The sequence below is a fragment of the Alcanivorax sp. S6407 genome, assembly GCF_023016115.1.
Lineage (GTDB): Bacteria > Pseudomonadota > Gammaproteobacteria > Pseudomonadales > Alcanivoracaceae > Alcanivorax.
The window spans coordinates 168,999-187,391 of record NZ_JALKBH010000007.1 but is presented as its reverse complement, the minus strand read 5'-3'; the positions used below and the strand labels follow the sequence as shown (position 1 = coordinate 187,391).

Genomic DNA, 18,393 nt, shown 5'->3' with positions numbered 1-18,393 from the left:
CTTATCGAATCTTCAGGGTCGCCAGACCCACCAGTACAAGAATCACGGTAATGATCCAGAACCGAACGATGATTTTCGGTTCCGGCCAACCTTTCAGTTCAAAGTGGTGATGAATCGGGGCCATGCGGAAAATCCGCCGACCGGTGAGCTTGAACGAGCCCACCTGCAGCATCACCGACACGGTTTCCATCACGAACACGCCGCCCATGATGAACAGCACGATTTCCTGACGGACAATCACCGCCATCACGCCCAGTACCGCACCCAGCGCCAGCGCGCCCACATCGCCCATGAATACCTGGGCGGGATAGGCGTTGAACCACAGAAAACCAAGCCCCGCACCACACAGGGCCGCGGAGATAATCACCAGCTCGCCCGCGCCCGCCACATAGGGAATCTGCAGATAGGTGGCAAACTCGGTGTGGCCGCCGGCGTAGGCAAAAATGCCCAGTGCGCCGCCTACCAGCACCGTGGGCATGATGGCCAGACCATCCAGGCCATCCGTCAGGTTCACTGCATTACTGGTGCCGTTGATCACAAAGTAGGTCAGGATGATGTAGAACCAGCCCATGTTGATCGCCACGTTCTTGAAGAACGGCACGATCAGCTGGGTTTCAGCCGGGCTTTGCGCCGTCAGGTACAGCGCGAACGCCGCACCAAAGGAACCAACAGACAGCCACAGGTATTTCCACTTCGCCGGAAGGCCGCGAGGATTCTTTTCTACCACCTTGCGCCAGTCATCCACCCAGCCCACGGCGCCAAAGATGAACAGCACGCCCAGGGTGATCCACACAAAGCGGTTACTCAGGTCGGCCCACAGCAGAGTGGAAATCACGATGGCCACCAGAATCAGTGCGCCCCCCATGGTCGGGGTGCCCGCCTTGCTCAAGTGACTCTTGGGGCCGTCATCACGAATGGCCTGCCCCACCTGTTTCTCCTGCAGCATGCGGATCATGATCGGGCCCACCCAGAAGGCGATGAACAGCGCGGTCAGTACGCTGAGAATGCCGCGCAGGGTGATGTACTGGAATACCAGAAAACCGCTGTAGTATTGGGCCAGATATTCGGCCAGCCAGAGCAGCATTAGTGAGCCCCCTCATTCTGTGTCTGCGGGCTTTCGCCCTGTGTCAGTCGCTTCACTACCGCTTCCATACCGGCCGTGCGCGAACCTTTCACCAACACGGTGCCACCTGCTTGCAGCACCGGGGCACTCCAGTCCACCGCCTGTTGATGCTCATCGGCGATATTTGCGTCATCGCCAAAGCCGCTGGCCGCCGTTTGCGCACCGCGCATGGCCACCAGCCGATCCAAACCTTTCTCGCGGGCATACACACCCAGCGCTTCCACCAGCGATTCTGCCTGCGGCCCCAGCTCGCCCATGGCACCCAGCACCAGCATGCGCGGTGCCGGCTGGGCGGCCAGCCAGTCAATGGCGGCGCGTACCGATCCGGGGTTTGCGTTATAGGTGTCATCTACCAGCAGGCCTTTGCCCACGTGATGCAGATTCATGCGCCCGGGCACCGGCTTGAGGCTGGCCAGTCGTGGCAGCGCCTCATCCAGGGACAGACCCAGCGCCTGCACCGCAGCAATGGCCATTAGCGCATTGTTGACCTGATGGGCGCCGGCCAGCGGCACAGTGACAGTGTGGCCGGATGGCTGCAGAACAAAGCGGGCGTAGTCTTGCCCCAGCACAATCTGCTCCGCATACAGGTCCGCCGCTTCGCGGGTGCTGATCCGAATTACCTTGAGCCCCGCTTTTTCGGCTTCACCAGCAAAAAAACCGGCAAAGCTGTCATCCGCGTTGATGATCGCCTGACCACCTGTCTCGCAACCGCCGAAGATTTCTGCCTTGGCGTTGGCAATGCCCTGCATGGAGCCGAAGCCTTCCAAGTGCGCCCCGGTCACATTGGTGACCAGCACTACGCGAGGCTTGGTCAATGCGCTGGTCCATGCAATTTCACCGGGGGCATTGGCACCCAGCTCAATCACCGCATAGCGATGTTCGGCACGCAGCCGCAACAGCGTCAGCGGCACACCAATGTCGTTGTTGAAGTTGCCCGCGGTGGCCAGTGTGTCGGCGCCCAGCATGGCCGCGGCCATTTCCTTCACCGTGGTCTTGCCGGCATTGCCAGTGACCGCCATGCGCTCAGCGGTGAACTGATCCGCATAGCCGCTGGCCAGCTTGCCCAGCCCATGACGGGTATCGGCAACCTTTACCGCATTGCCAAAATCCGTCTGGTCACGATCCACCAGAGCAGCCACCGCCCCTTCCGCCGCAGCCTGCGCCAGAAAATCATGGGCATCAAAGCGTTCGCCCTTGAGCGCCACAAACAGACAGCCCGGGGTCATGGCACGGGTATCGGTGACCACAGCGTTGATTTCCACGTCCTCACCCACCAGCTCTCCGCCGGTCCACTGAGCGATCTGGGACAGCCTCATCATTGGCCACCTCCCAATGCGGTCAGCGCGTTACGGGCCAGTTCACGGTCGTCGCTGGGATAGCGAACGCCGTTGATCTCCTGGTAATCCTCATGGCCCTTGCCAGCCAGCAGGATCACGTCACCGGCAGCAGCACGACGCACGGTATCGGCTACCGCTTGTGCTCGCTCAACGACGGACACGACATTATCTGGCTGCGTCAGGCCCGCCTGCATCTGTTCAATAATGGTTTGCGGGTTTTCACTGCGCGGGTTATCGCTGGTCAATACCACCACGTCCGCCAGTTGTTCAGCGATTTGCGCCATCAACGGGCGCTTGCCGGCATCCCGGTCGCCGCCGCAGCCAACGATGCAATAGAGCTTGCTTTCAAAGTGGGCACGGCAGGCCTGCAGGGCCTTCTCAAGGCCGTCCGGGGTATGCGCGTAATCCACGATCACAGTGGGACCCTGTTCGGCGCGAACGGGTTCCATTCTGCCCGGCACCGGCGTCACCGCCGCCAGCGCCTTGCCCAGTACAGCAGTGTCCACACCCTGGCCATGCAGAATGGCTGCCACGGCCATCACGTTGCTGAGATTGAAAGGCCCGAACAATGGCAGAGCCACCGTCACGGCATCACCTGCCACATTCAGGGTGGCATGCATGCCATAGGCATCGTATACCGCGCTTTCGCAGCGTACCGTGGCACCCTCCTGACCGCCGAAGGTGACACAACGAACGTTGTCTGACAGACAGCTCAGCAAGGAACTGGAAGCATGGTCATCACAGTTGATTACCGCCAGACGCACACCCGGGCGGGAAAACAGCACCGACTTGGCCGACAGATAGGACTCCATGTCACCGTGGTAATCCAGATGATCACGGCTCAGGTTACTGAATACGGCTGTGGTCACCGGGGTGCTGCCCAGCCGCTTCTGGTCCAGCGCATGGGAGGACACTTCCATGGCCACACAATCGGCGCCGGCATCACGGGCTTCCGCCAGGGAGGCCTGCAGGGTGATCGGATCCGGCGTGGTGTGACCGGTATGCTTTTCCTCTCCCTTGAGACCCACACCCAGGGTACCCACCAACGCGCAACGGTGACCAAGCGCGTTGAGCGCATCGCGCAGGAACCAGGTAATGCTGGTCTTGCCGTTGGTGCCGGTAACGCCAGTGAGCGCCATGCGCGCGGCCGGCTGATTAAACCAGCGCGCCGCCACATCACCCACCTGCCCGGCCAGTTCCGGCACATGCACGCAAGGCACCTGCTGCTCGTAGCTGATGGTGAACGGCCCGTGTTCGGCATCGGACAGCACTGCCGCCGCACCGGCAGCCACAGCCTGTGCCACAAAGCGACGACCATCGCTGGCCACCCCGGGCACGGCCACAAACGCCTGCCCGGACTGCACCTGACGGCTGTCCAGCTGCAGGCCAGAAACGACGATACCTGCCACGTTGGCAGGCAGGTTCAGATCGGGGAGCAATTGCTGGAGGCTCATCATGAACGATCCTCCGCGTCCGGAGCGCCGGCCAGCAATCCCTCTGGCCGATCCGGCGGTACGTGCAAGGTACGCAGCACCCCACTCATGATGTTGGAAAATGCCGGCGCGGCCACCAGCCCACCGTAATAAGCCTCGCCTCGGGGGTCATCGATAACCACCACGGTAACAATGCGCGGATCCGTTGCCGGCGCCAGACCCGCAAACAATCCGATGTAGTTATCATCCGCATAGCCGCCAGCCACCACCTTGTGTACGGTGCCGGTCTTGCCTGCCACCTGATACCCCGGCACCTGGGCCCGGCTGGCGGTACCTTCGCGGCTGACCACGGTCTCCAGCATCTGCACCAGCTGTCGGGACACAGCCTGCCCAACCACCTGCTCGCCGCGGGGAATGCCTTCCACCTTGCGCAGGGTCAACGGCACCTTCATGCCATCATTGGCAATCACCGCATAGGCCTGGGCCAGCTGCACCGCAGACACACTCAGGCCATAGCCGTAGGAAAGCGCCGCACGCTCCACGTCACGCCACTTGCTGCGCAGCGGCAACAGGCCATCGCTTTCCCCCGGGAAAGCAATACCGGTAGCCTGGCCAAACCCAAAACGCTCCAGATAATCCGGCAGCGCCTGCTGATCCATGGCCAGGGCCAGCTTGCTGGTGCCCACATTGGAGCTCTTGGTCAGCACGGTAGTAATGTCGATGATGCCGTAGTCGCGGTGATCGCGGATGGTCTTGGTACCTACCCGCAACGTGCCCGGATGCGTATTGATGGTGGTGGACGGGGTCACCATTCCCATTTCCAGGGCCGCCGCCACGGTGAACGGCTTCATGGTGGAACCCGGCTCGAAAAGATCGGTAACCGCGCGATTGCGCAGTGACGCCGTATCCATGTTGCCACGGTTGTTGGGGTTGTAGGCCGGCTGGTTGACCATGGCCAGCACTTCGCCGGTGCGCACATCCACGACGACCGCACTACCGCCCTTGGCCTTGTGCTGCTGCACTGCCGCCAGCAATTCACGGTAAGCCAGATATTGCAGTCGCAGGTCGATACTCAGGGTCACATCTTCACCCGGCTCGGCGGGCTTGAGCACTTCGATATCCTGAATCACCCGACCCAGCAGGTCGCGAACCACCTTCTTGCGGCCACTGTGACCTTCCAGCTGGGTATCCATGGCCAGCTCGGTGCCTTCCTGGCCCTGGTCATCAATATTGGTAAAGCCCACCACATGGCTGGACACCTCACCGGCCGGATAGTAACGACGGTATTCGGTGAGCGAATGGATGCCAGGCACATTCAGGTCCAGTACTTTCTTTGCCGCTTCCGGTGCCAGACCGCGCTCCAGATAGACGAACTCGCGGCTTTCGTGACGACGAACCTTGCTGGCAAATTCCTTGCGGCTAATCACGCCATTGTTGCCCAGCCGCTCCCAGGCATCCTGATGCGCGAGGGCTTCACGAGGGTTGGCCCACAGGGTAACCACCGGGGTACTGACGGCCAGCGGGCGACCGGCACGATCACGAATCACGCCACGGTGGGCGGCCAGGGGCTCCACGCGCAGATTACGGATATCACCCTGATGGGCGAGAAAATCGTGCTGCAGCACTTGCAGATCCACCGCCCGGGCCACCAGCAGACAGGCACACACCGCCCAGAACCCCAGCACAAAGCGCCAGCGTGTCCGGAGGTTAGGTTGCCGTGTCTTGCGGACCCGGTTCTTCATGGTCGAATCAGCACTCTCTCATCGGTTTTCGGTAACTTCATACCCAGCTTTTCCCTTGCCAGGCGCTCCACCCGGGCATAGCTGCCCCAGGTACTGTGTTCCAGCAGCAACTGGCTCCACTGGCTTTCCAGCCGGGTCTGTTGCTGCTGCAACTTCTGACTTTCATCAGTGAGACGACGCGCCTCATGAACGCTGTAACTCACGCCCAGAGCCGACACCGCAATCAATATCACCAGTGCACGAATGGCCCAGGGCGCTGTCACGCCACCTTCTCCGCCACCCGCAATACCGCACTGCGCGAGCGCACATTCACTTTCAGCTCGGCCTTGCCGGCACGAATGGCCTTGCCAACCGGCTCCAGCCGTTGCGGCAACTCATCGCCCAACGGCAAACCACCGCGCCCTTTCGGAGCCCGGCCGGAATGATCACGGATAAACAGCTTCACAATCCGGTCTTCCAGGGAATGGAAGCTGATAATGGCGAGACGCCCGCCAATGGCGAGCGTCTCCAGGGACTGTTCCAGCACTTCGTTCAGCGCATCCAGCTCCCCGTTTATATGTATTCTCAGCGCCTGAAAGCTACGCGTGGCCGGGTGCTTGCCCGGCTCCCCCCGGCCCAGCACTGATTCGATCAGATCCGCCAGTTGCAGGGTGCGGGTAATCGGCTGTTCCTTGCGGGTCTCGCAGATGCGCTTGGCGATCCAGCGGGACTTGCGCTCTTCGCCGTAGCGATACAGCACATCCGCGATTTCCTTTTCTTCTGCCCGGGCCAGCCAGTCAGCAACGCTCTCCCCGCTAGTCGGATCCATGCGCATGTCCAGCGGGCCGTCGCGCAGAAAACTGAAGCCGCGAGCAGCATCATCCAGCTGCGGCGAAGACACTCCCAGATCCAGCAGCAATCCATCAATGGGACGCCCCTGCTCTGCCACTACCTCAGGCAGACAATCAAACCTGCTGGCCTTGATCTGGAAACGGCTATCCTCACCGGCCAGCTTCTCGCCTTCGGCAATTGCCAGGGGATCCCGGTCAATGCCTGTGAGCCGACCGTCGGCATCCAGCTTCGCCAGCAGCGCACGACTGTGACCACCACGCCCGAAGGTGCCATCCACATAAAAACCATCGCCACGGCTGAACCACATTTCCAGCACCTCCTCCAGTAACACTGGCAGGTGTTCGAACTGCTTCCCTGTGTCGCTCATCAGAACGCGAGCTCCTGCACACTGTCCGGCAAGGCTTCCGGATCCAGGGTGCTGTCTTCCTCTGACCAGCTCTCTGCTGTCCAGATTTCAAAGCGATGCATCTGGCCAATCAACATGGCCTGCTTTTCCAGGCCAATGGCAGCGCGCAATTCTGGCGGCACCAACAGACGGCCATTGCTGTCCATTTCGATCTCTACCGCCTGACCAAGGAAACGGCGCTTGAGCTGACGCACATGGGGATTGGAATCCCGCTGGGCGGACAGCTTGTTGGCGGTTTCAGTGAATTCGTGGCGCGGATAAAGCGCGAGACATTCATCAAAGGGGTGACGGGTGAGCACAAGCTGGCCGCCGCAGGCTTCGATCAACGAAGCGCGGTACCGGGTCGGCATGGTGAGCCGCCCCTTGGCATCCAGATTGAGTGATGTGCTCCCAGTAAACACTGGCCGTCCTCTGTCTCTTTATTTAGCGGTTCCTTCCGGGTGCTCCATGGAGCCCCACTTTGCGACACCTGCCGCCTCAGAAATCCCACTTTTTCCCACTTTTCACCACATTGAGACACTCTAGGGCCACAGCAAAGCCCAAGTCAAGCAAACCACGCACAGCAAACGTAAAAGAATCCCCATAGAAATCAGTCAATTAGCGCGCACAGCGGCACCCAAACCTGAAATCGGGAGGCGACCAACGGAGGGAGTTTCGAGACGAATCAGAGCGCTGGGACGCGCTGGTGAGAAAGCACTTTAAGTGTTAGACAAATTAGTTATTACTAACTGTTATTTTTATTACATATAGATCATCAGGAGGCTGGAATCCGGAAATTCTCCTCCGTCATCAGGTCCACACCGCATTCCAGGCCGGCAAACCACTCCAGGAAGCGTGCCACCTGCTCCCCGCTGAAATAACCGCCATGTTGAGGCACGATCATGGCTGGGTTGAGCTTGCGAACCATGCCCGCCCATAGGCGGCAGGCCCGGTTACTGGCCATATAGCGACGGTGAAAGCCGGCCATGCTTTTGACATGCTCGGCGAAATCCGTCACCTCACCCTCTTCACCACCCAGGGAAGCTCCCACGTCGCCGGAAAACAGGATGCGGCTGACCGGATCGTAAAAGCTGAAGTTCCCCACCGAATGCAGAAAGTGGGCAGGCAGCACCCACAGGCTGTCACTACCAAAGGGGATCACCGCCCCCTGATCCCCCACCCCGTGAATCCGCTCCTGCAGTTGCTCCCCCATGCGACTGATCTCATAGCGGGAGGCCAGATGCGGCAGAAACCGGGACCATAACCGACTGACCACCACCTGACACGGGGTATGCATCAGCCAGCGTGGCAGAGAGGCAATGATGTCCGGGTCCTGATGGGAGGCGAGGATGTATTCCAGGTTTTCCAGCTTGATCAGCCGGCTGAGGGCAATATTGAGCGGAGTAAACGTCAGATCGCCACCGGGATCGATCAGCGCCGCACGCTCACCGTGGCGAATACAGAACTGATTGGCTTGCACTCCTTCCCCGGTGACCAGATCCGCAAAGCGCAGCACCTCATGATCATCACGGCTGTAAAGGATGTCGATCTGTGACATGAGAGCACTCTCCGCGCTTCAGGGTAAACCCGTCTTGGGGGAGTGCAGTCTAGTCATATTTTCTGATGGCATCTTGATTCGCATCAAGACGACCGCGAATAGGTGGACCGGTCGATAAGCCGGGTTCTGTCGTGGACAGTCATTCATCTGGGGCTGACGTCGCCATCAGCCTCTAGCAACCTACCCGGATCCAGCGCGGGCCACGCCATTGGATCCCTATTTGGTCTTGCTCCGGGTGGGGTTTACCCTGCCACCGCTGTTACCAGCGGCGCGGTGCGCTCTTACCGCACCTTTTCACCCTTACCTGAACCCTCCGAAGAAGGAACGGGCGGTATCTTCTCTGTGGCACTAGCCGTAGCCCCACCGTCACCAGTGAGCCCCCCAGGCGTTACCTGGCACCCTGCCCTGCGGAGCCCGGACTTTCCTCCAGCAACGCCCCTCAAAGAAAGGCACCGCCAGCGACTGTCTGACCGGTCCGGGGGCGAGTTTAATCAGTTAATAATTAATAGTGAATAATTAATAACTGCGCGATGCCGCTTTTCTGTCTCTGAAACGCAGGAGGCCGCGCCCAACCTCTGGGCGCGGCCTCATACGCCTGAAAATCAAACAGGCGGGTTCGCGAGCTATTAACTATTCATTATTAATTATTCATTGCCTCTAAAAGTGCATAAACCTCCTGCCGCTTCATCCCCGTATGCGCGGCCAGGATCTTGGCGGCGCGGGAGGCCGGGAGCTCCGCCAACAGCAGTTTGGCCAGCGACTGGTCTTTGTCGCTCCAGCCGGCGGCCTGCTCTGCGGGGGAAAGAATCAACACCAGTTCGCCGCGCTGCTGGTTGCTGTCCCCGGCCACCCAGTCGCACAGCTCGGCCACCGGGCCACGGCGGATGGTTTCGAATTGCTTGGTGAGTTCGCGACAAAGAGTGATTTCACGCTCCGGCGTCACCACATCGCGCAGCGCCTGCAGAAACGACAACACCCGGTGTGGTGCTTCGTAGATGATGCTGGTGATATCTGAGGCGGCGAGCCGCTCGATGGCTTGCTGGCGTGGCGCCCCTTTTGACGGAATAAATCCCTCGAACACAAAACGATCCGATGGCTGCCCCGCCGCTGCCAATGCTGCCAGCAAGGCTGACGCACCAGGCACCGGCACTACCTGAATGCCGGCATCCTGACAGGCGCGCACCAATCGATAACCCGGATCACTCACCAGGGGTGTTCCTGCATCGCTGATCAGCGCACCTTTTTCACCATTTTGCATTCGCTCAACCAGTTCTGCACTGCGTTGATTTTCATTGTGGTCGTGACAACTGATCATGCGCTTGCGCAAGCCCAACTGATCCAGCAAACGCTGGCTATGCCGCGTATCCTCTGCCGCCACCCAGTCCACCGCTTCCAGCACGGAAACAGCGCGACGGGAAATATCATCAAGATTCCCGATAGGCGTACTCACTACATACAAGACAGAGTTCATAATTGTCGAACTTCCTTATGGCTGGCCGCTGGAGACCCTACTACGAAGCGCCTACAATAGCCGCTCCATTCTGGTAATACGAACCTCACGCCATGGATTTCAAAAAGGCATACTGGATTGCACTGGCCGCCACCTTCACGCTGGCCAGTTGTACCACCACTCCGACACGCACGGGCCAGCCGGCCAGCCTCCCGGTAGAACAGGCCGCAGACATGGGCTCAGCCCCTGAATCATTGTCCGCCGCCCGTACCAAACTGGCGGCCCAGGCCACTCCCGCCCTGCGTATCGAAACCACCCTCGCCTGGGCAGCGGAGTATCTGCAGCAACAGCGCCCGGAAGACGCCGAGCAGTTACTTGCCGATATCAATCCGGATAGCCTGGACAGTGACACACGCTTTCAGTGGATCCTGCTCAGCGGCCGGGCAGCACTGGGCCAACAGACCGCAGCCCCGGCCGTGGAATTGCTGACCAATTACCAGGATGAAATCCTTCAGTACCCCGTGGAGCAACAAGCCCAGCTGGATCTGCTCCGTGCCGACGCACTGGCCATGGAAGGGCAATTGATCGACAGCCTGCAGCAGCGGGTGGCGGCCCATCCCCTGCTCAACGAACAGGACCAGCAGTATAACCATCAGATGACCTGGCAGTTGCTGATGCAATTGTCTCCCCAGGAACTGGCCGGCGCTATTGATAGCAGCAGCGGTGACCTGCGTGGCTGGCTGACTCTGGCCCAACTGTACCGGGATCCGGTGGCCGATCTGGATGCCCAGGTCTCCCGGCTGGATCAATGGAGTGCGCAGTGGCGGACTCACCCGGCCATTTCTGATGTGCCTGCCATGCTTGAAGCGCTAAAGGAAGCTGCCAGCCACCGCCCCAGCCAGGTGGCAATTCTAGTGCCCACCAGTGGCCCACTACAGAATGTCGGCAAGACCCTGCAGGAAGGGATCATGACTGCCCACTACCAGCAGAAACAGAACAGCCTGTCCCCCACCCTGCGTTTTTACGATTCCGGACCGGACAACATTCTTGCCGTCTACCAGCAAGCCGTTAACGACGGTGCCGATTTCATTCTCGGCCCACTCTCCAAGGACAAGGCCGCGGCAATTGCCGCACAAGGTACCCTGCCAGTCACGACCCTGGCCCTGAACTACATTGAAGGGGATCAGGTACCGGAAAACTTTTTCCAGTTCGGTCTGGCACCGGAAGACGAAGCCCGGCAGATTGCCCGCCAGGGCGCCCGCGAGGGCAGCACCCAGGCAGGCATTCTTTATCCTGAAGGTGACTGGGGCCAGCGCGTGGCCCAGGCCTTTGCCGACGAATGGCAAAACCTCCACGGCACGGTCACCGTAACCAGCACCTACCAGGAAGGCCCGGAAATTGGTGAGACCGTGGAAGACCTGTTGCTGGTCGCCCAGAGCGAAGCCCGCGGCAAGGAAATCAGCCGCTTCACCAATCTGGAAATGGATATCCAGCCCCGTCGCCGCCAGGACATGGACTTTCTGTTCCTGATCGCCAACCCCAATCAGGGTCGCCAGGTGAAACCAGCACTGAATTTCCACTTCGCCAAGGACCTGCCGGTATATTCCACTTCACTGATCTACAGCGGCATGGCCAACCCGCGCCGGGATCAGGATCTCAACGGCATCCGCTTTGTGGACATGCCCTGGATCATCGGTGACCAGAACAGCGATCTGCATCAAGTCGCCGCCGAGCAATGGCCCGATGGCCACGGCCGATTTGAACGTCTTTATGCCATGGGCATTGATGCCTACCGGCTACAAAGCCGCCTGTACCTGCTTAACACCCTGCCTTCCAGCGAGCTGCCCGGCGCCACCGGCCGCCTGCAGATGCGCAATCAACAGGTGGTCCGGAAACTGGACTGGGCGATTTTCATGCGCGGCGAAGCCAAAGCGCTGCCCCAGGTCAGCAATCCGGCCAACAGCCTGCCCGTTCGCAGCAATGCCGTTTCTTCCGCGCCGTAAGCAGGAGCTCGGCGCCCAGGCGGAAGCCGCTGCACAGCAGTGGCTGATACACCACGGCCTGAGCCTGGTCACCAGCAATTATCGCTGCCGCCAGGGGGAAATCGATCTGGTCATGCTGGACCAGGATTGCCTGGTGTTCACCGAGGTACGCTGGCGCAAATACGCCAGTCACGGCGGCGCGCTCGCCTCGGTGGATTACCACAAACAGCAGCGCCTGATTCAGGCCGCCAGACACTTTCTGGCCAAACACCCGACACATCAGCAACGCCCCTGCCGCTTTGATGTGATCGGCATGGAACCGGACAATAACGGTTCGGTCAGTTATCAATGGATACAAAATGCGTTCTACAGCGAATAAGCTGTAGCCACCGCATCAAAGACAAGACCAGTTGAGGTATTTATGAGCGTGGACCGTATCCGGCAACTGTTTGCCGAAAGCATAGAAACCAAGGCCAAGGCCGGCGAAGTGCTGCCCAGCGTCATCGAAGCCGCCGGCCAGGCTATGGTCGAGTGCCTGCTCAACGGCGGCAAGATCCTCACCTGCGGCAATGGCGGCTCCGCCGGTGATGCCCAGCACTTTTCCTCCGAGCTACTCAACCGCTTTGAAATGGAGCGCCCGGCCCTCCCGGCCATCGCGCTGACCACGGACTCGTCCACACTCACCTCCATTGCCAACGACTACAGCTACAACGAGATCTTTTCCAAACAGGTGCGTGCCCTGGGAGGCAGCGGCGACATCCTGCTGGCCATCTCCACCAGCGGTAACTCTGCCAATGTGATTCAGGCCATTCAGGCCGCCCATGACCGGGAAATGCGTGTGGTTGCCATGACCGGCAAGGAAGGCGGCGAGATGGTCAACCTGTACGGCCCGGATGACATCGAGATTCGCGTCCCGGCGACCTCTACCGCACGGATCCAGGAAGTCCACCTGCTGGTAATTCACGCCCTGTGCGACCATATCGATCAGCAACTGTTCGGAGGCCAGTAAGCCACCATGCGCACCCGTAGCTCCCTGCTGTACAGCCTTCTCGCCGCCTGCCTGACACTCTCCGGCTGCGTTTCCATTAGCAAGGGCATGTCTGACCAGCCCACCGACCAGGACCATGGCTCCCGGACATTTGGCGCCTTCTGGGAAGACGGCAGCATTGAGCGCAAAGTCGCCATCAATATTGCCCGCGCCAGCGAAGAGCTGGACCAGGCACGAATCGTGGTGGTCAGCTTCAATGGCAACGTGCTGCTGGCCGGCCAGGTAGCCAGCGACGATCTGAAAAGCCAGGCTGGAAACATTGCCTCACAGGTTCGTCATGTCCGCCACGTTCATAATGAACTTGAAGTCGCCGGTGGAAGCTCTTTCCTTGCCCGCACCAACGACACCTGGCTCACCAGCAAGGTTAAAAGCCGCCTGCTGGTCAACGGTGAAGCACAGGGCATGCGCACCAAGGTGGTCACGGAAAATGGCGTGGTGTATCTGATGGGCCTGCTCACCCGCGCCGAAGCCGAAGCCGCCGTGACCCAGGCCCAGAAAGTCTATGGCGTGCAGAAGATTGTGAAGATTATCGAGTATATTGATTAGGCGCTCCGCGCCTGCTGCACGCTTCACGCAACAAGCTTCACGCGAAAACAAAAAAGCCCGCTCATTGAGCGGGCTTTTGCGTGTTGCCTGTTGCGTGACGCGTGCTGCGTTACTTCACTACCTTCAGGTGACTGACCTTTCCCTTACCTTCGTCTTTCTTCTCCGGCTCGGGCGGGGTGGTAGGCGGCTCTGGCGGGTCGACGGGGTCGAATGCCATACCCTGCCCATTTTCACGGGCGAAAATCGCTACCACCGCATTGATGGGTACCCGGATGGACATGGGCACACCGCCAAAGCGGGCAGAAAAGGCAATTTCGTCATTCCCGGCCGCAAAGTGGGTGACCGCACGCGGAGCGATATTCAGGACAATCTGGCCGTCCTGCACAAAGTCCTGCGGCACTTCCACGCCCGGGTAGACTGCATTCACGGCCAGATGTGTCGTCAGGCCGTTATCACAGATCCACTCATGAATCGCCCGTATCAGATACGGGCGATTGGAGGTCATGGTGTCACTCATCAGAGCGGGTTGCGCAGTTCGCGTTCAGCGTCGGTGAGGCTGGCCTGGAAGGCATCACGGTCGAACAGACGCTCGGCGTAGTCCAGCAGCGGCTTGGCCTGCTTGGCGGGCAGTTCGATACCCATGGCCGGCAACCGCCACAGGATGGGGCCAACCACACAATCCACCAGAGTGAATTCTTCGCTCATGAAGAACGGCAGCTCGCTGAAGATCGGCGCACAGGCCAGAATCGCCTCACGCAGCTCCTTACGACGCTTGTTCAGGCTGGCTTCCTTCTCTTCACCTGCCAGAATGGCATCCACGTGGCCACACCAGTCACGCTCGATACGGTGAATCAGCAGACGGCTCTGGGCCCGAGCCACCGGGTAGACCGGCAGCAGCGGCGGATGCGGGAAACGCTCATCCAGGTACTCCATGATCACCGCAGACTGGTACAGGGTCAGCTCACGATCAACCAGAGTGGGCACTTCGTTGTAGGGATTCAGCGAAGCCAGATCTTCCGGCTTGTTGTTACTGTCCACATCAACAATGTCTACCGTGACCCCTTTCTCTGCCAGCACGATGCGGACACGGTGGCTGTAATGATCTTCCGGGGAAGAGAAAAAAGTCATTGAGGAACGCTTGGTCACCACACCCATTGTCGAGTCATCTCCACTTGTGATCTATAACAGAAACAGGGTAACCGCTTGCGCGGGTACCCTGTTCATCGCTGGAAAGGGACGTTACTGACGGATCAGTGTACGTCTTTCCAGTATTCCTTCTTGAGCAGATAGGCCGGGATCAGCAGGATACCCAGGAATACCAGCACATAGACGCCCAGACGCTCACGCTCGGGGCGCACCGGCTCGGCGGTGTAAGTCAGGAAGTTGGTGATGTCACCCATGGCTTCCTTGAATTCACCTTCGCCAAGCTCCGCTTCCATGCCCGCCATCACGTGGGGCATGCCTACATTCGGGAACACGTGGTTGTTGTAACCGAACGGACGGCTTTCGTCTTCGTAGAAGTTGATCAGGTAAGAATATACCCAGTCAGAGTCACGCAGACGGGTCACCATGGTCAGGTCCGGCGGAGCCGTACCGAACCACTTCTTGGCTGCCGCTTCCGGCATAGCATTCTTCATCTGGTCACCGAACTTCTCGGAGGCAAAGTTCAGGTTTGCCATTACCAGCTCTTCGGAAATGCCCAGATCTTCAGCCATACGGCTGTAGCGCATGTACTGCAGGCTGTGACAGCCCATGCAGTAGTTGACGAACAGCTTGGCACCATTCTGCAGACTAACCTTGTCCTGCAGATTGACCGGCGCTTTTACCACGTATTCATTGTTGCCACCGCCAGCCGCAAACGCGACCAGAGGCAGACAGCTGAAAAGAATAACCGCTAGTTTCTTCATCAGTGACCCCCTGTTACCCGTTCCGGAACCGGCTTGGATTTCTCGAACTTGTGCACGAACGGCATGATCAGCAGGAAGTAGCCGAAGTAATAAATCGTGCCGAACTGCGCCATCATGGTCTTGCCCGGAGTCGCCGGCTGGGTACCGAAGTAGCCCAGCATCAGGAAGTCCAGAACGAAGATAGCCATGAAGATCTTGCTCCAGATACCGCGATAACGGATGGACTTGACCGGATGACGGTCCAGCCACGGAATCACGAACAGGATCACGATGGCACCACCCATGGCTACCAGACCCCAGGCCTTGGAAGACATGATGAAATCGATGGTCGTGGCACGCAGCATGGCGTAATACGGGCCGTAGTACCAAACCGGCGCGATGTGATCCGGGGTCTTCAGCGGGTTGGCCGGCTCGAAGTTCGGTTTCTCCAGCAGGTAACCACCGCCATCAGGGAAGAAGAAGATCACTACAGCAAAGATCATCAGGAAGACGATAACGCCCGGCAGATCCTTCACGGTGTAGTAAGGGTGGAACGGGATGCCGTCTACCGGAATGCCGTTTTCATCCTTGTTCTTCTTGATTTCCACGCCGTCCGGGTTGTTGGAACCCACTTCGTGCAGCGCCAGGATGTGCAGCACCACCAGGGCCAGCAACACGATCGGGATGGCCACAACGTGCAGCGCGAAGAACTTGTTCACGGTCGCGGTGGAAAGCAGGTAGTCACCACGCACCCAGGTGGTCAGGCCTTCACCAATTTCCTTGGCGTCTGCCGGGCTGATGCCAGGCAGCAGCTCAAACGGGATGGCACCGGCCAGGGAAATGATTACCTGGGCACCCCAGTAGGACATGTTGCCCCAGGGCAGTACATAACCGAGGAAACCTTCCGCCATCAGCGCCAGATAGATCAGCATACCGAAGATCCACACCAGCTCGCGCGGCGGCTTGTAGGAGCCGTACATGAGACCACGGAACATGTGCAGGTACACCACAGCGAAGAACGCGGATGCGCCCACGGCGTGCATGTAACGGATCAGCCAGCCCCACTCCACATCACGCATGATGTATTCAACGGAGGCAAAACCTTCGCTGGGAGAGAAGAACATGGTCAGCCAGATACCGGTGAGCAGCTGGTTGACCAGTACAACGATGGACAGCACGCCAAAGTAGTACCAGAAGTTGAAGTTCTTCGGTGCGTAGTATTCGGACATGTGACGCTTGTAAGCGTCAACCACGGGCAGACGCGCATCTACCCAGTCAATCACGCGATTCACCATTCCCATCATGCCTTGGTCTCCCCTTCTTCAGAGCCAACAATGACGACGGATTCGCTCAGGTACGAGTGAGGCGGAACCACCAGGTTGGTCGGCGCCGGCACGCTCTTGTACACGCGGCCAGCCAGGTCGAATTTGGAACCGTGACAGGGGCAGAAGAAACCGCCGAATTCCAGTTCCACGGTAGGCTGTTGCTCAAACAAGGGAGAACAACCCAGGTGGGTACAGGTGCCCACCAGTACCAGATATTCTTTCTTGATGGAACGCCATTCGTTCTTGGCATATTCCGGCTGCTGGTCTGCGTCAGACGCAGGGTCACGAAGATTCTCGTCCAGCTTGGAAAGAGAGCCCAGCATGTCTTCGGTACGACGCACAACCCAGATGGGCTGACCTCGCCATTCCTCGACCACGCGCTGGCCAGCCTCCAGTTTGCCAATATCAATCTTTACCGGGGCACCGGCATTCTTGGCCTTGGCACTGGGTTGCCAGGATTTTACGAATGGAACAGCCACACCGACCGCACCCGCAGCACCAATTGCCGAGGTCAGGCCGATCAAAAACGTGCGGCGGCTGCTATTTACGCCGTCGTTGCTCATTGAGTTTTTCTCCCCTTAGATCCCACGCTCGGGGTTTGCCGGGACACGAGGCTCATCCTCGTGCTACGGGCGGAGTAAGGCGGCGCAAATGGTAAAGAAAAAGCCCACACCTGACAACCGGTTATTCCCTGCCCGAAAACCCTAAACGCCTGATTTAGACACAAAAAAGCCCAGCATTGCTGGGCTTTTTTGTGAACCGGTTGACCGGAAGTATCAACGCTTGGAGAACTGCGGACGACGACGCGCCTTACGCAGACCAACCTTCTTACGTTCAACTTCACGAGCATCACGGGTCACGTAACCGGCACGACGCAGCTGACCACGCAGCTCGCCATCGTATTCCATCAGCGCACGGGTGATACCGTGACGGATGGCGCCAGCCTGACCGTTGTTGCCGCCACCGCTAACGGTAACCAGCACATCAAACTTGTCAGTAGCTTCAACCAGTTCCAGCGGCTGACGAACAACCATCTGGTTGGTCTTGCGACCGAAGTACACGTCCAGCGGACGACCATTCACGGTGATCTTGCCACTGCCCGGACGCAGGAATACACGAGCAGCAGAAGTCTTGCGGCGACCGGTGCCGTAGTTGGTTTCTACAGTTGCCATCGTCTAAAACCCCTTAGATTTCCAGCTGCTGCGGCTGCTGAGCAGTATGAGGATGCTCGGCGCCTGCATAAACTTTCAGTTTGCGATACATGTCGCGACCCAGCGGGTTACGCGGCAGCATGCCTTTCACAGCCTTCTCGATGATCATCTCCGGCTTTTCAGCCTGCAGAGTCGCGAAATTGGCTTCTTTCAGGCCACCCGGGTAACCGGTGTGACGGTAGTACATCTTGTCGTTAGCCTTGTTACCGGTAACGGCCACTTTTTCGGCATTGATTACGACAATGTAATCACCGGTGTCGACGTGTGGAGTGTACTCCGGCTTGTGCTTACCGCGCAGACGGCTTGCGACTTCGGTCGCCAACCGACCCAGCGTTTTGCCGGAGGCGTCTACCACATACCAGTCGCGCTTTACGCTTTCCGGTTTTGCGCTGTAGGTCTTCATGGAATTCTGCCCTAAAATCAATATGTTACGGGTCGTAAACACCCGCCGGCGGCAGTTCCGCCGGGCAAGAGAGCGCGAATTCTACCCAAGCCCCCCACAGAACACAAGCGGTAAAGAGGGGAATTGTTGCATT

At 59.1% G+C, this 18,393-nt stretch carries 20 protein-coding genes and 1 other RNA gene; 4 read left to right on the top strand and 17 right to left on the bottom strand.

Annotated features, from left to right (window positions below; genetic code table 11):
* Window position 1 precedes the first annotated feature (1 nt).
* The 10 genes from mraY to rsmI form a co-directional block, all read right to left on the bottom strand.
* Window positions 2-1,084: a phospho-N-acetylmuramoyl-pentapeptide-transferase gene (gene mraY, locus MWU49_RS15045; RefSeq protein ID WP_246973881.1), complete on the bottom strand. Its 1,083-nt coding sequence runs from the start codon at window positions 1,082-1,084 to the stop codon at window positions 2-4.
* Complete coding sequence (gene murF / locus MWU49_RS15040) at window positions 1,084-2,442, bottom strand: UDP-N-acetylmuramoyl-tripeptide--D-alanyl-D-alanine ligase (protein WP_246973879.1); 1,359 nt, start codon at window positions 2,440-2,442, stop codon at window positions 1,084-1,086. The genes mraY and murF overlap by 1 nt, the downstream gene beginning before the upstream one ends.
* Window positions 2,439-3,917 (bottom strand): UDP-N-acetylmuramoyl-L-alanyl-D-glutamate--2,6-diaminopimelate ligase, encoded by a 1,479-nt coding sequence (locus tag MWU49_RS15035; protein ID WP_246973878.1) that lies wholly within the window; start codon window positions 3,915-3,917, stop codon window positions 2,439-2,441. Before MWU49_RS15035 ends, murF begins: the two co-directional genes overlap by 4 nt.
* Window positions 3,914-5,635 carry a penicillin-binding transpeptidase domain-containing protein gene (locus MWU49_RS15030; protein ID WP_246973876.1) on the bottom strand — a complete coding sequence of 574 codons (1,722 nt, stop codon included), beginning with the start codon at window positions 5,633-5,635 and terminating at the stop codon, window positions 3,914-3,916. Before MWU49_RS15030 ends, MWU49_RS15035 begins: the two co-directional genes overlap by 4 nt.
* Window positions 5,632-5,898: a cell division protein FtsL gene (ftsL, locus tag MWU49_RS15025; protein WP_246973873.1), complete on the bottom strand. Its 267-nt coding sequence runs from the start codon at window positions 5,896-5,898 to the stop codon at window positions 5,632-5,634. Before ftsL ends, MWU49_RS15030 begins: the two co-directional genes overlap by 4 nt.
* Window positions 5,895-6,833, bottom strand: a complete 939-nt coding sequence (rsmH, locus tag MWU49_RS15020; protein WP_246973871.1) for a 16S rRNA (cytosine(1402)-N(4))-methyltransferase RsmH — start codon at window positions 6,831-6,833, stop codon at window positions 5,895-5,897. Before rsmH ends, ftsL begins: the two co-directional genes overlap by 4 nt.
* Window positions 6,833-7,273: a division/cell wall cluster transcriptional repressor MraZ gene (mraZ, locus tag MWU49_RS15015; RefSeq protein WP_246973868.1), complete on the bottom strand. Its 441-nt coding sequence runs from the start codon at window positions 7,271-7,273 to the stop codon at window positions 6,833-6,835. The genes rsmH and mraZ overlap by 1 nt, the downstream gene beginning before the upstream one ends.
* Before the next feature lie 353 nt (window positions 7,274-7,626).
* A complete protein-coding gene (locus MWU49_RS15010) occupies window positions 7,627-8,409 on the bottom strand; it encodes an MBL fold metallo-hydrolase (RefSeq protein WP_246973865.1) in 783 nt (260 codons plus the stop codon).
* A 99-nt stretch (window positions 8,410-8,508) separates the two neighbouring features.
* Window positions 8,509-8,887: RNase P RNA component class A (rnpB, locus tag MWU49_RS15005), an RNA gene on the bottom strand.
* A 162-nt stretch (window positions 8,888-9,049) separates the two neighbouring features.
* Window positions 9,050-9,880 (bottom strand): 16S rRNA (cytidine(1402)-2'-O)-methyltransferase, encoded by an 831-nt coding sequence (rsmI, locus tag MWU49_RS15000; protein ID WP_246973862.1) that lies wholly within the window; start codon window positions 9,878-9,880, stop codon window positions 9,050-9,052.
* Window positions 9,881-9,972: 92 nt separating this feature from the next.
* Here rsmI and MWU49_RS14995 point away from each other — a divergent pair, with 92 nt between their 5' ends.
* Genes MWU49_RS14995 through MWU49_RS14980 form a run of 4 tightly spaced genes read left to right on the top strand, consistent with a single transcriptional unit; the run spans window position 9,973 to window position 13,435 of the window.
* A complete protein-coding gene (locus MWU49_RS14995) occupies window positions 9,973-11,862 on the top strand; it encodes a penicillin-binding protein activator (protein ID WP_246973859.1) in 1,890 nt (629 codons plus the stop codon).
* Window positions 11,840-12,220: a YraN family protein gene (locus tag MWU49_RS14990; RefSeq protein WP_246973858.1), complete on the top strand. Its 381-nt coding sequence runs from the start codon at window positions 11,840-11,842 to the stop codon at window positions 12,218-12,220. Before MWU49_RS14995 ends, MWU49_RS14990 begins: the two co-directional genes overlap by 23 nt.
* A 42-nt stretch (window positions 12,221-12,262) precedes the next feature.
* On the top strand, window positions 12,263-12,850 hold the full coding sequence (locus MWU49_RS14985; protein WP_246973857.1) for a phosphoheptose isomerase: 588 nt from the start codon (window positions 12,263-12,265) through the stop codon (window positions 12,848-12,850).
* Between the two features lie 6 nt (window positions 12,851-12,856).
* Window positions 12,857-13,435 (top strand): BON domain-containing protein, encoded by a 579-nt coding sequence (locus MWU49_RS14980; RefSeq protein WP_246973856.1) that lies wholly within the window; start codon window positions 12,857-12,859, stop codon window positions 13,433-13,435.
* A gap of 109 nt (window positions 13,436-13,544) precedes the next feature.
* Here the strand turns inward: MWU49_RS14980 and MWU49_RS14975 are convergent, their stop codons facing one another.
* The 7 genes from MWU49_RS14975 to rplM all read right to left on the bottom strand — a co-directional run bounded on the left by MWU49_RS14975 (window position 13,545) and on the right by rplM (window position 18,260).
* Window positions 13,545-13,940, bottom strand: coding sequence for a ClpXP protease specificity-enhancing factor (locus MWU49_RS14975; protein ID WP_246973855.1), 396 nt, complete (start codon window positions 13,938-13,940; stop codon window positions 13,545-13,547).
* Between the two features lie 11 nt (window positions 13,941-13,951).
* A complete protein-coding gene (gene sspA / locus MWU49_RS14970; protein WP_246973854.1) occupies window positions 13,952-14,590 on the bottom strand; it encodes a stringent starvation protein SspA in 639 nt (212 codons plus the stop codon).
* Window positions 14,591-14,685: 95 nt separating this feature from the next.
* Complete coding sequence (locus MWU49_RS14965) at window positions 14,686-15,342, bottom strand: cytochrome c1 (protein WP_246973853.1); 657 nt, start codon at window positions 15,340-15,342, stop codon at window positions 14,686-14,688.
* A complete protein-coding gene (locus MWU49_RS14960; protein ID WP_246973971.1) occupies window positions 15,342-16,616 on the bottom strand; it encodes a cytochrome bc complex cytochrome b subunit in 1,275 nt (424 codons plus the stop codon). The genes MWU49_RS14965 and MWU49_RS14960 overlap by 1 nt, the downstream gene beginning before the upstream one ends.
* A 5-nt stretch (window positions 16,617-16,621) precedes the next feature.
* Entirely contained in the window at window positions 16,622-17,209 is a 588-nt protein-coding gene (gene petA / locus MWU49_RS14955; protein ID WP_246973852.1) for a ubiquinol-cytochrome c reductase iron-sulfur subunit, read from the bottom strand.
* Window positions 17,210-17,422: 213 nt separating this feature from the next.
* Entirely contained in the window at window positions 17,423-17,818 is a 396-nt protein-coding gene (gene rpsI / locus MWU49_RS14950) for a 30S ribosomal protein S9 (RefSeq protein WP_246973850.1), read from the bottom strand.
* Between the two features lie 13 nt (window positions 17,819-17,831).
* On the bottom strand, window positions 17,832-18,260 hold the full coding sequence (rplM, locus tag MWU49_RS14945) for a 50S ribosomal protein L13 (RefSeq protein ID WP_246973848.1): 429 nt from the start codon (window positions 18,258-18,260) through the stop codon (window positions 17,832-17,834).
* Between the last annotated feature and the right edge of the window lie 133 nt (window positions 18,261-18,393).

Bases quoted from the DNA above. Each gene is read 5' to 3' on its own strand.
- MWU49_RS14985 (WP_246973857.1), top strand. From the start codon at position 12,263: ATGAGCGTGGACCGTATCCGGCAACTGTTTGCCGAAAGCATAGAAACC.
- MWU49_RS14965 (WP_246973853.1), bottom strand. From the start codon at position 15,342: ATGAAGAAACTAGCGGTTATTCTTTTCAGCTGTCTGCCTCTGGTCGCG.
- murF (WP_246973879.1), bottom strand. From the start codon at position 2,442: ATGATGAGGCTGTCCCAGATCGCTCAGTGGACCGGCGGAGAGCTGGTG.
- MWU49_RS14975 (WP_246973855.1), bottom strand. From the start codon at position 13,940: ATGACCTCCAATCGCCCGTATCTGATACGGGCGATTCATGAGTGGATC.
- petA (WP_246973852.1), bottom strand. From the start codon at position 17,209: ATGAGCAACGACGGCGTAAATAGCAGCCGCCGCACGTTTTTGATCGGC.
- MWU49_RS15010 (WP_246973865.1), bottom strand. From the start codon at position 8,409: ATGTCACAGATCGACATCCTTTACAGCCGTGATGATCATGAGGTGCTG.
- MWU49_RS14960 (WP_246973971.1), bottom strand. From the start codon at position 16,616: ATGGTGAATCGCGTGATTGACTGGGTAGATGCGCGTCTGCCCGTGGTT.
- rplM (WP_246973848.1), bottom strand. From the start codon at position 18,260: ATGAAGACCTACAGCGCAAAACCGGAAAGCGTAAAGCGCGACTGGTAT.
- MWU49_RS15035 (WP_246973878.1), bottom strand. From the start codon at position 3,917: ATGATGAGCCTCCAGCAATTGCTCCCCGATCTGAACCTGCCTGCCAAC.
- rpsI (WP_246973850.1), bottom strand. From the start codon at position 17,818: ATGGCAACTGTAGAAACCAACTACGGCACCGGTCGCCGCAAGACTTCT.
- MWU49_RS14980 (WP_246973856.1), top strand. From the start codon at position 12,857: ATGCGCACCCGTAGCTCCCTGCTGTACAGCCTTCTCGCCGCCTGCCTG.
- MWU49_RS15030 (WP_246973876.1), bottom strand. From the start codon at position 5,635: ATGAAGAACCGGGTCCGCAAGACACGGCAACCTAACCTCCGGACACGC.
- mraY (WP_246973881.1), bottom strand. From the start codon at position 1,084: ATGCTGCTCTGGCTGGCCGAATATCTGGCCCAATACTACAGCGGTTTT.
- MWU49_RS14990 (WP_246973858.1), top strand. From the start codon at position 11,840: ATGCCGTTTCTTCCGCGCCGTAAGCAGGAGCTCGGCGCCCAGGCGGAA.
- rsmI (WP_246973862.1), bottom strand. From the start codon at position 9,880: ATGAACTCTGTCTTGTATGTAGTGAGTACGCCTATCGGGAATCTTGAT.
- sspA (WP_246973854.1), bottom strand. From the start codon at position 14,590: ATGGGTGTGGTGACCAAGCGTTCCTCAATGACTTTTTTCTCTTCCCCG.
- MWU49_RS14995 (WP_246973859.1), top strand. From the start codon at position 9,973: ATGGATTTCAAAAAGGCATACTGGATTGCACTGGCCGCCACCTTCACG.
- rsmH (WP_246973871.1), bottom strand. From the start codon at position 6,833: ATGAGCGACACAGGGAAGCAGTTCGAACACCTGCCAGTGTTACTGGAG.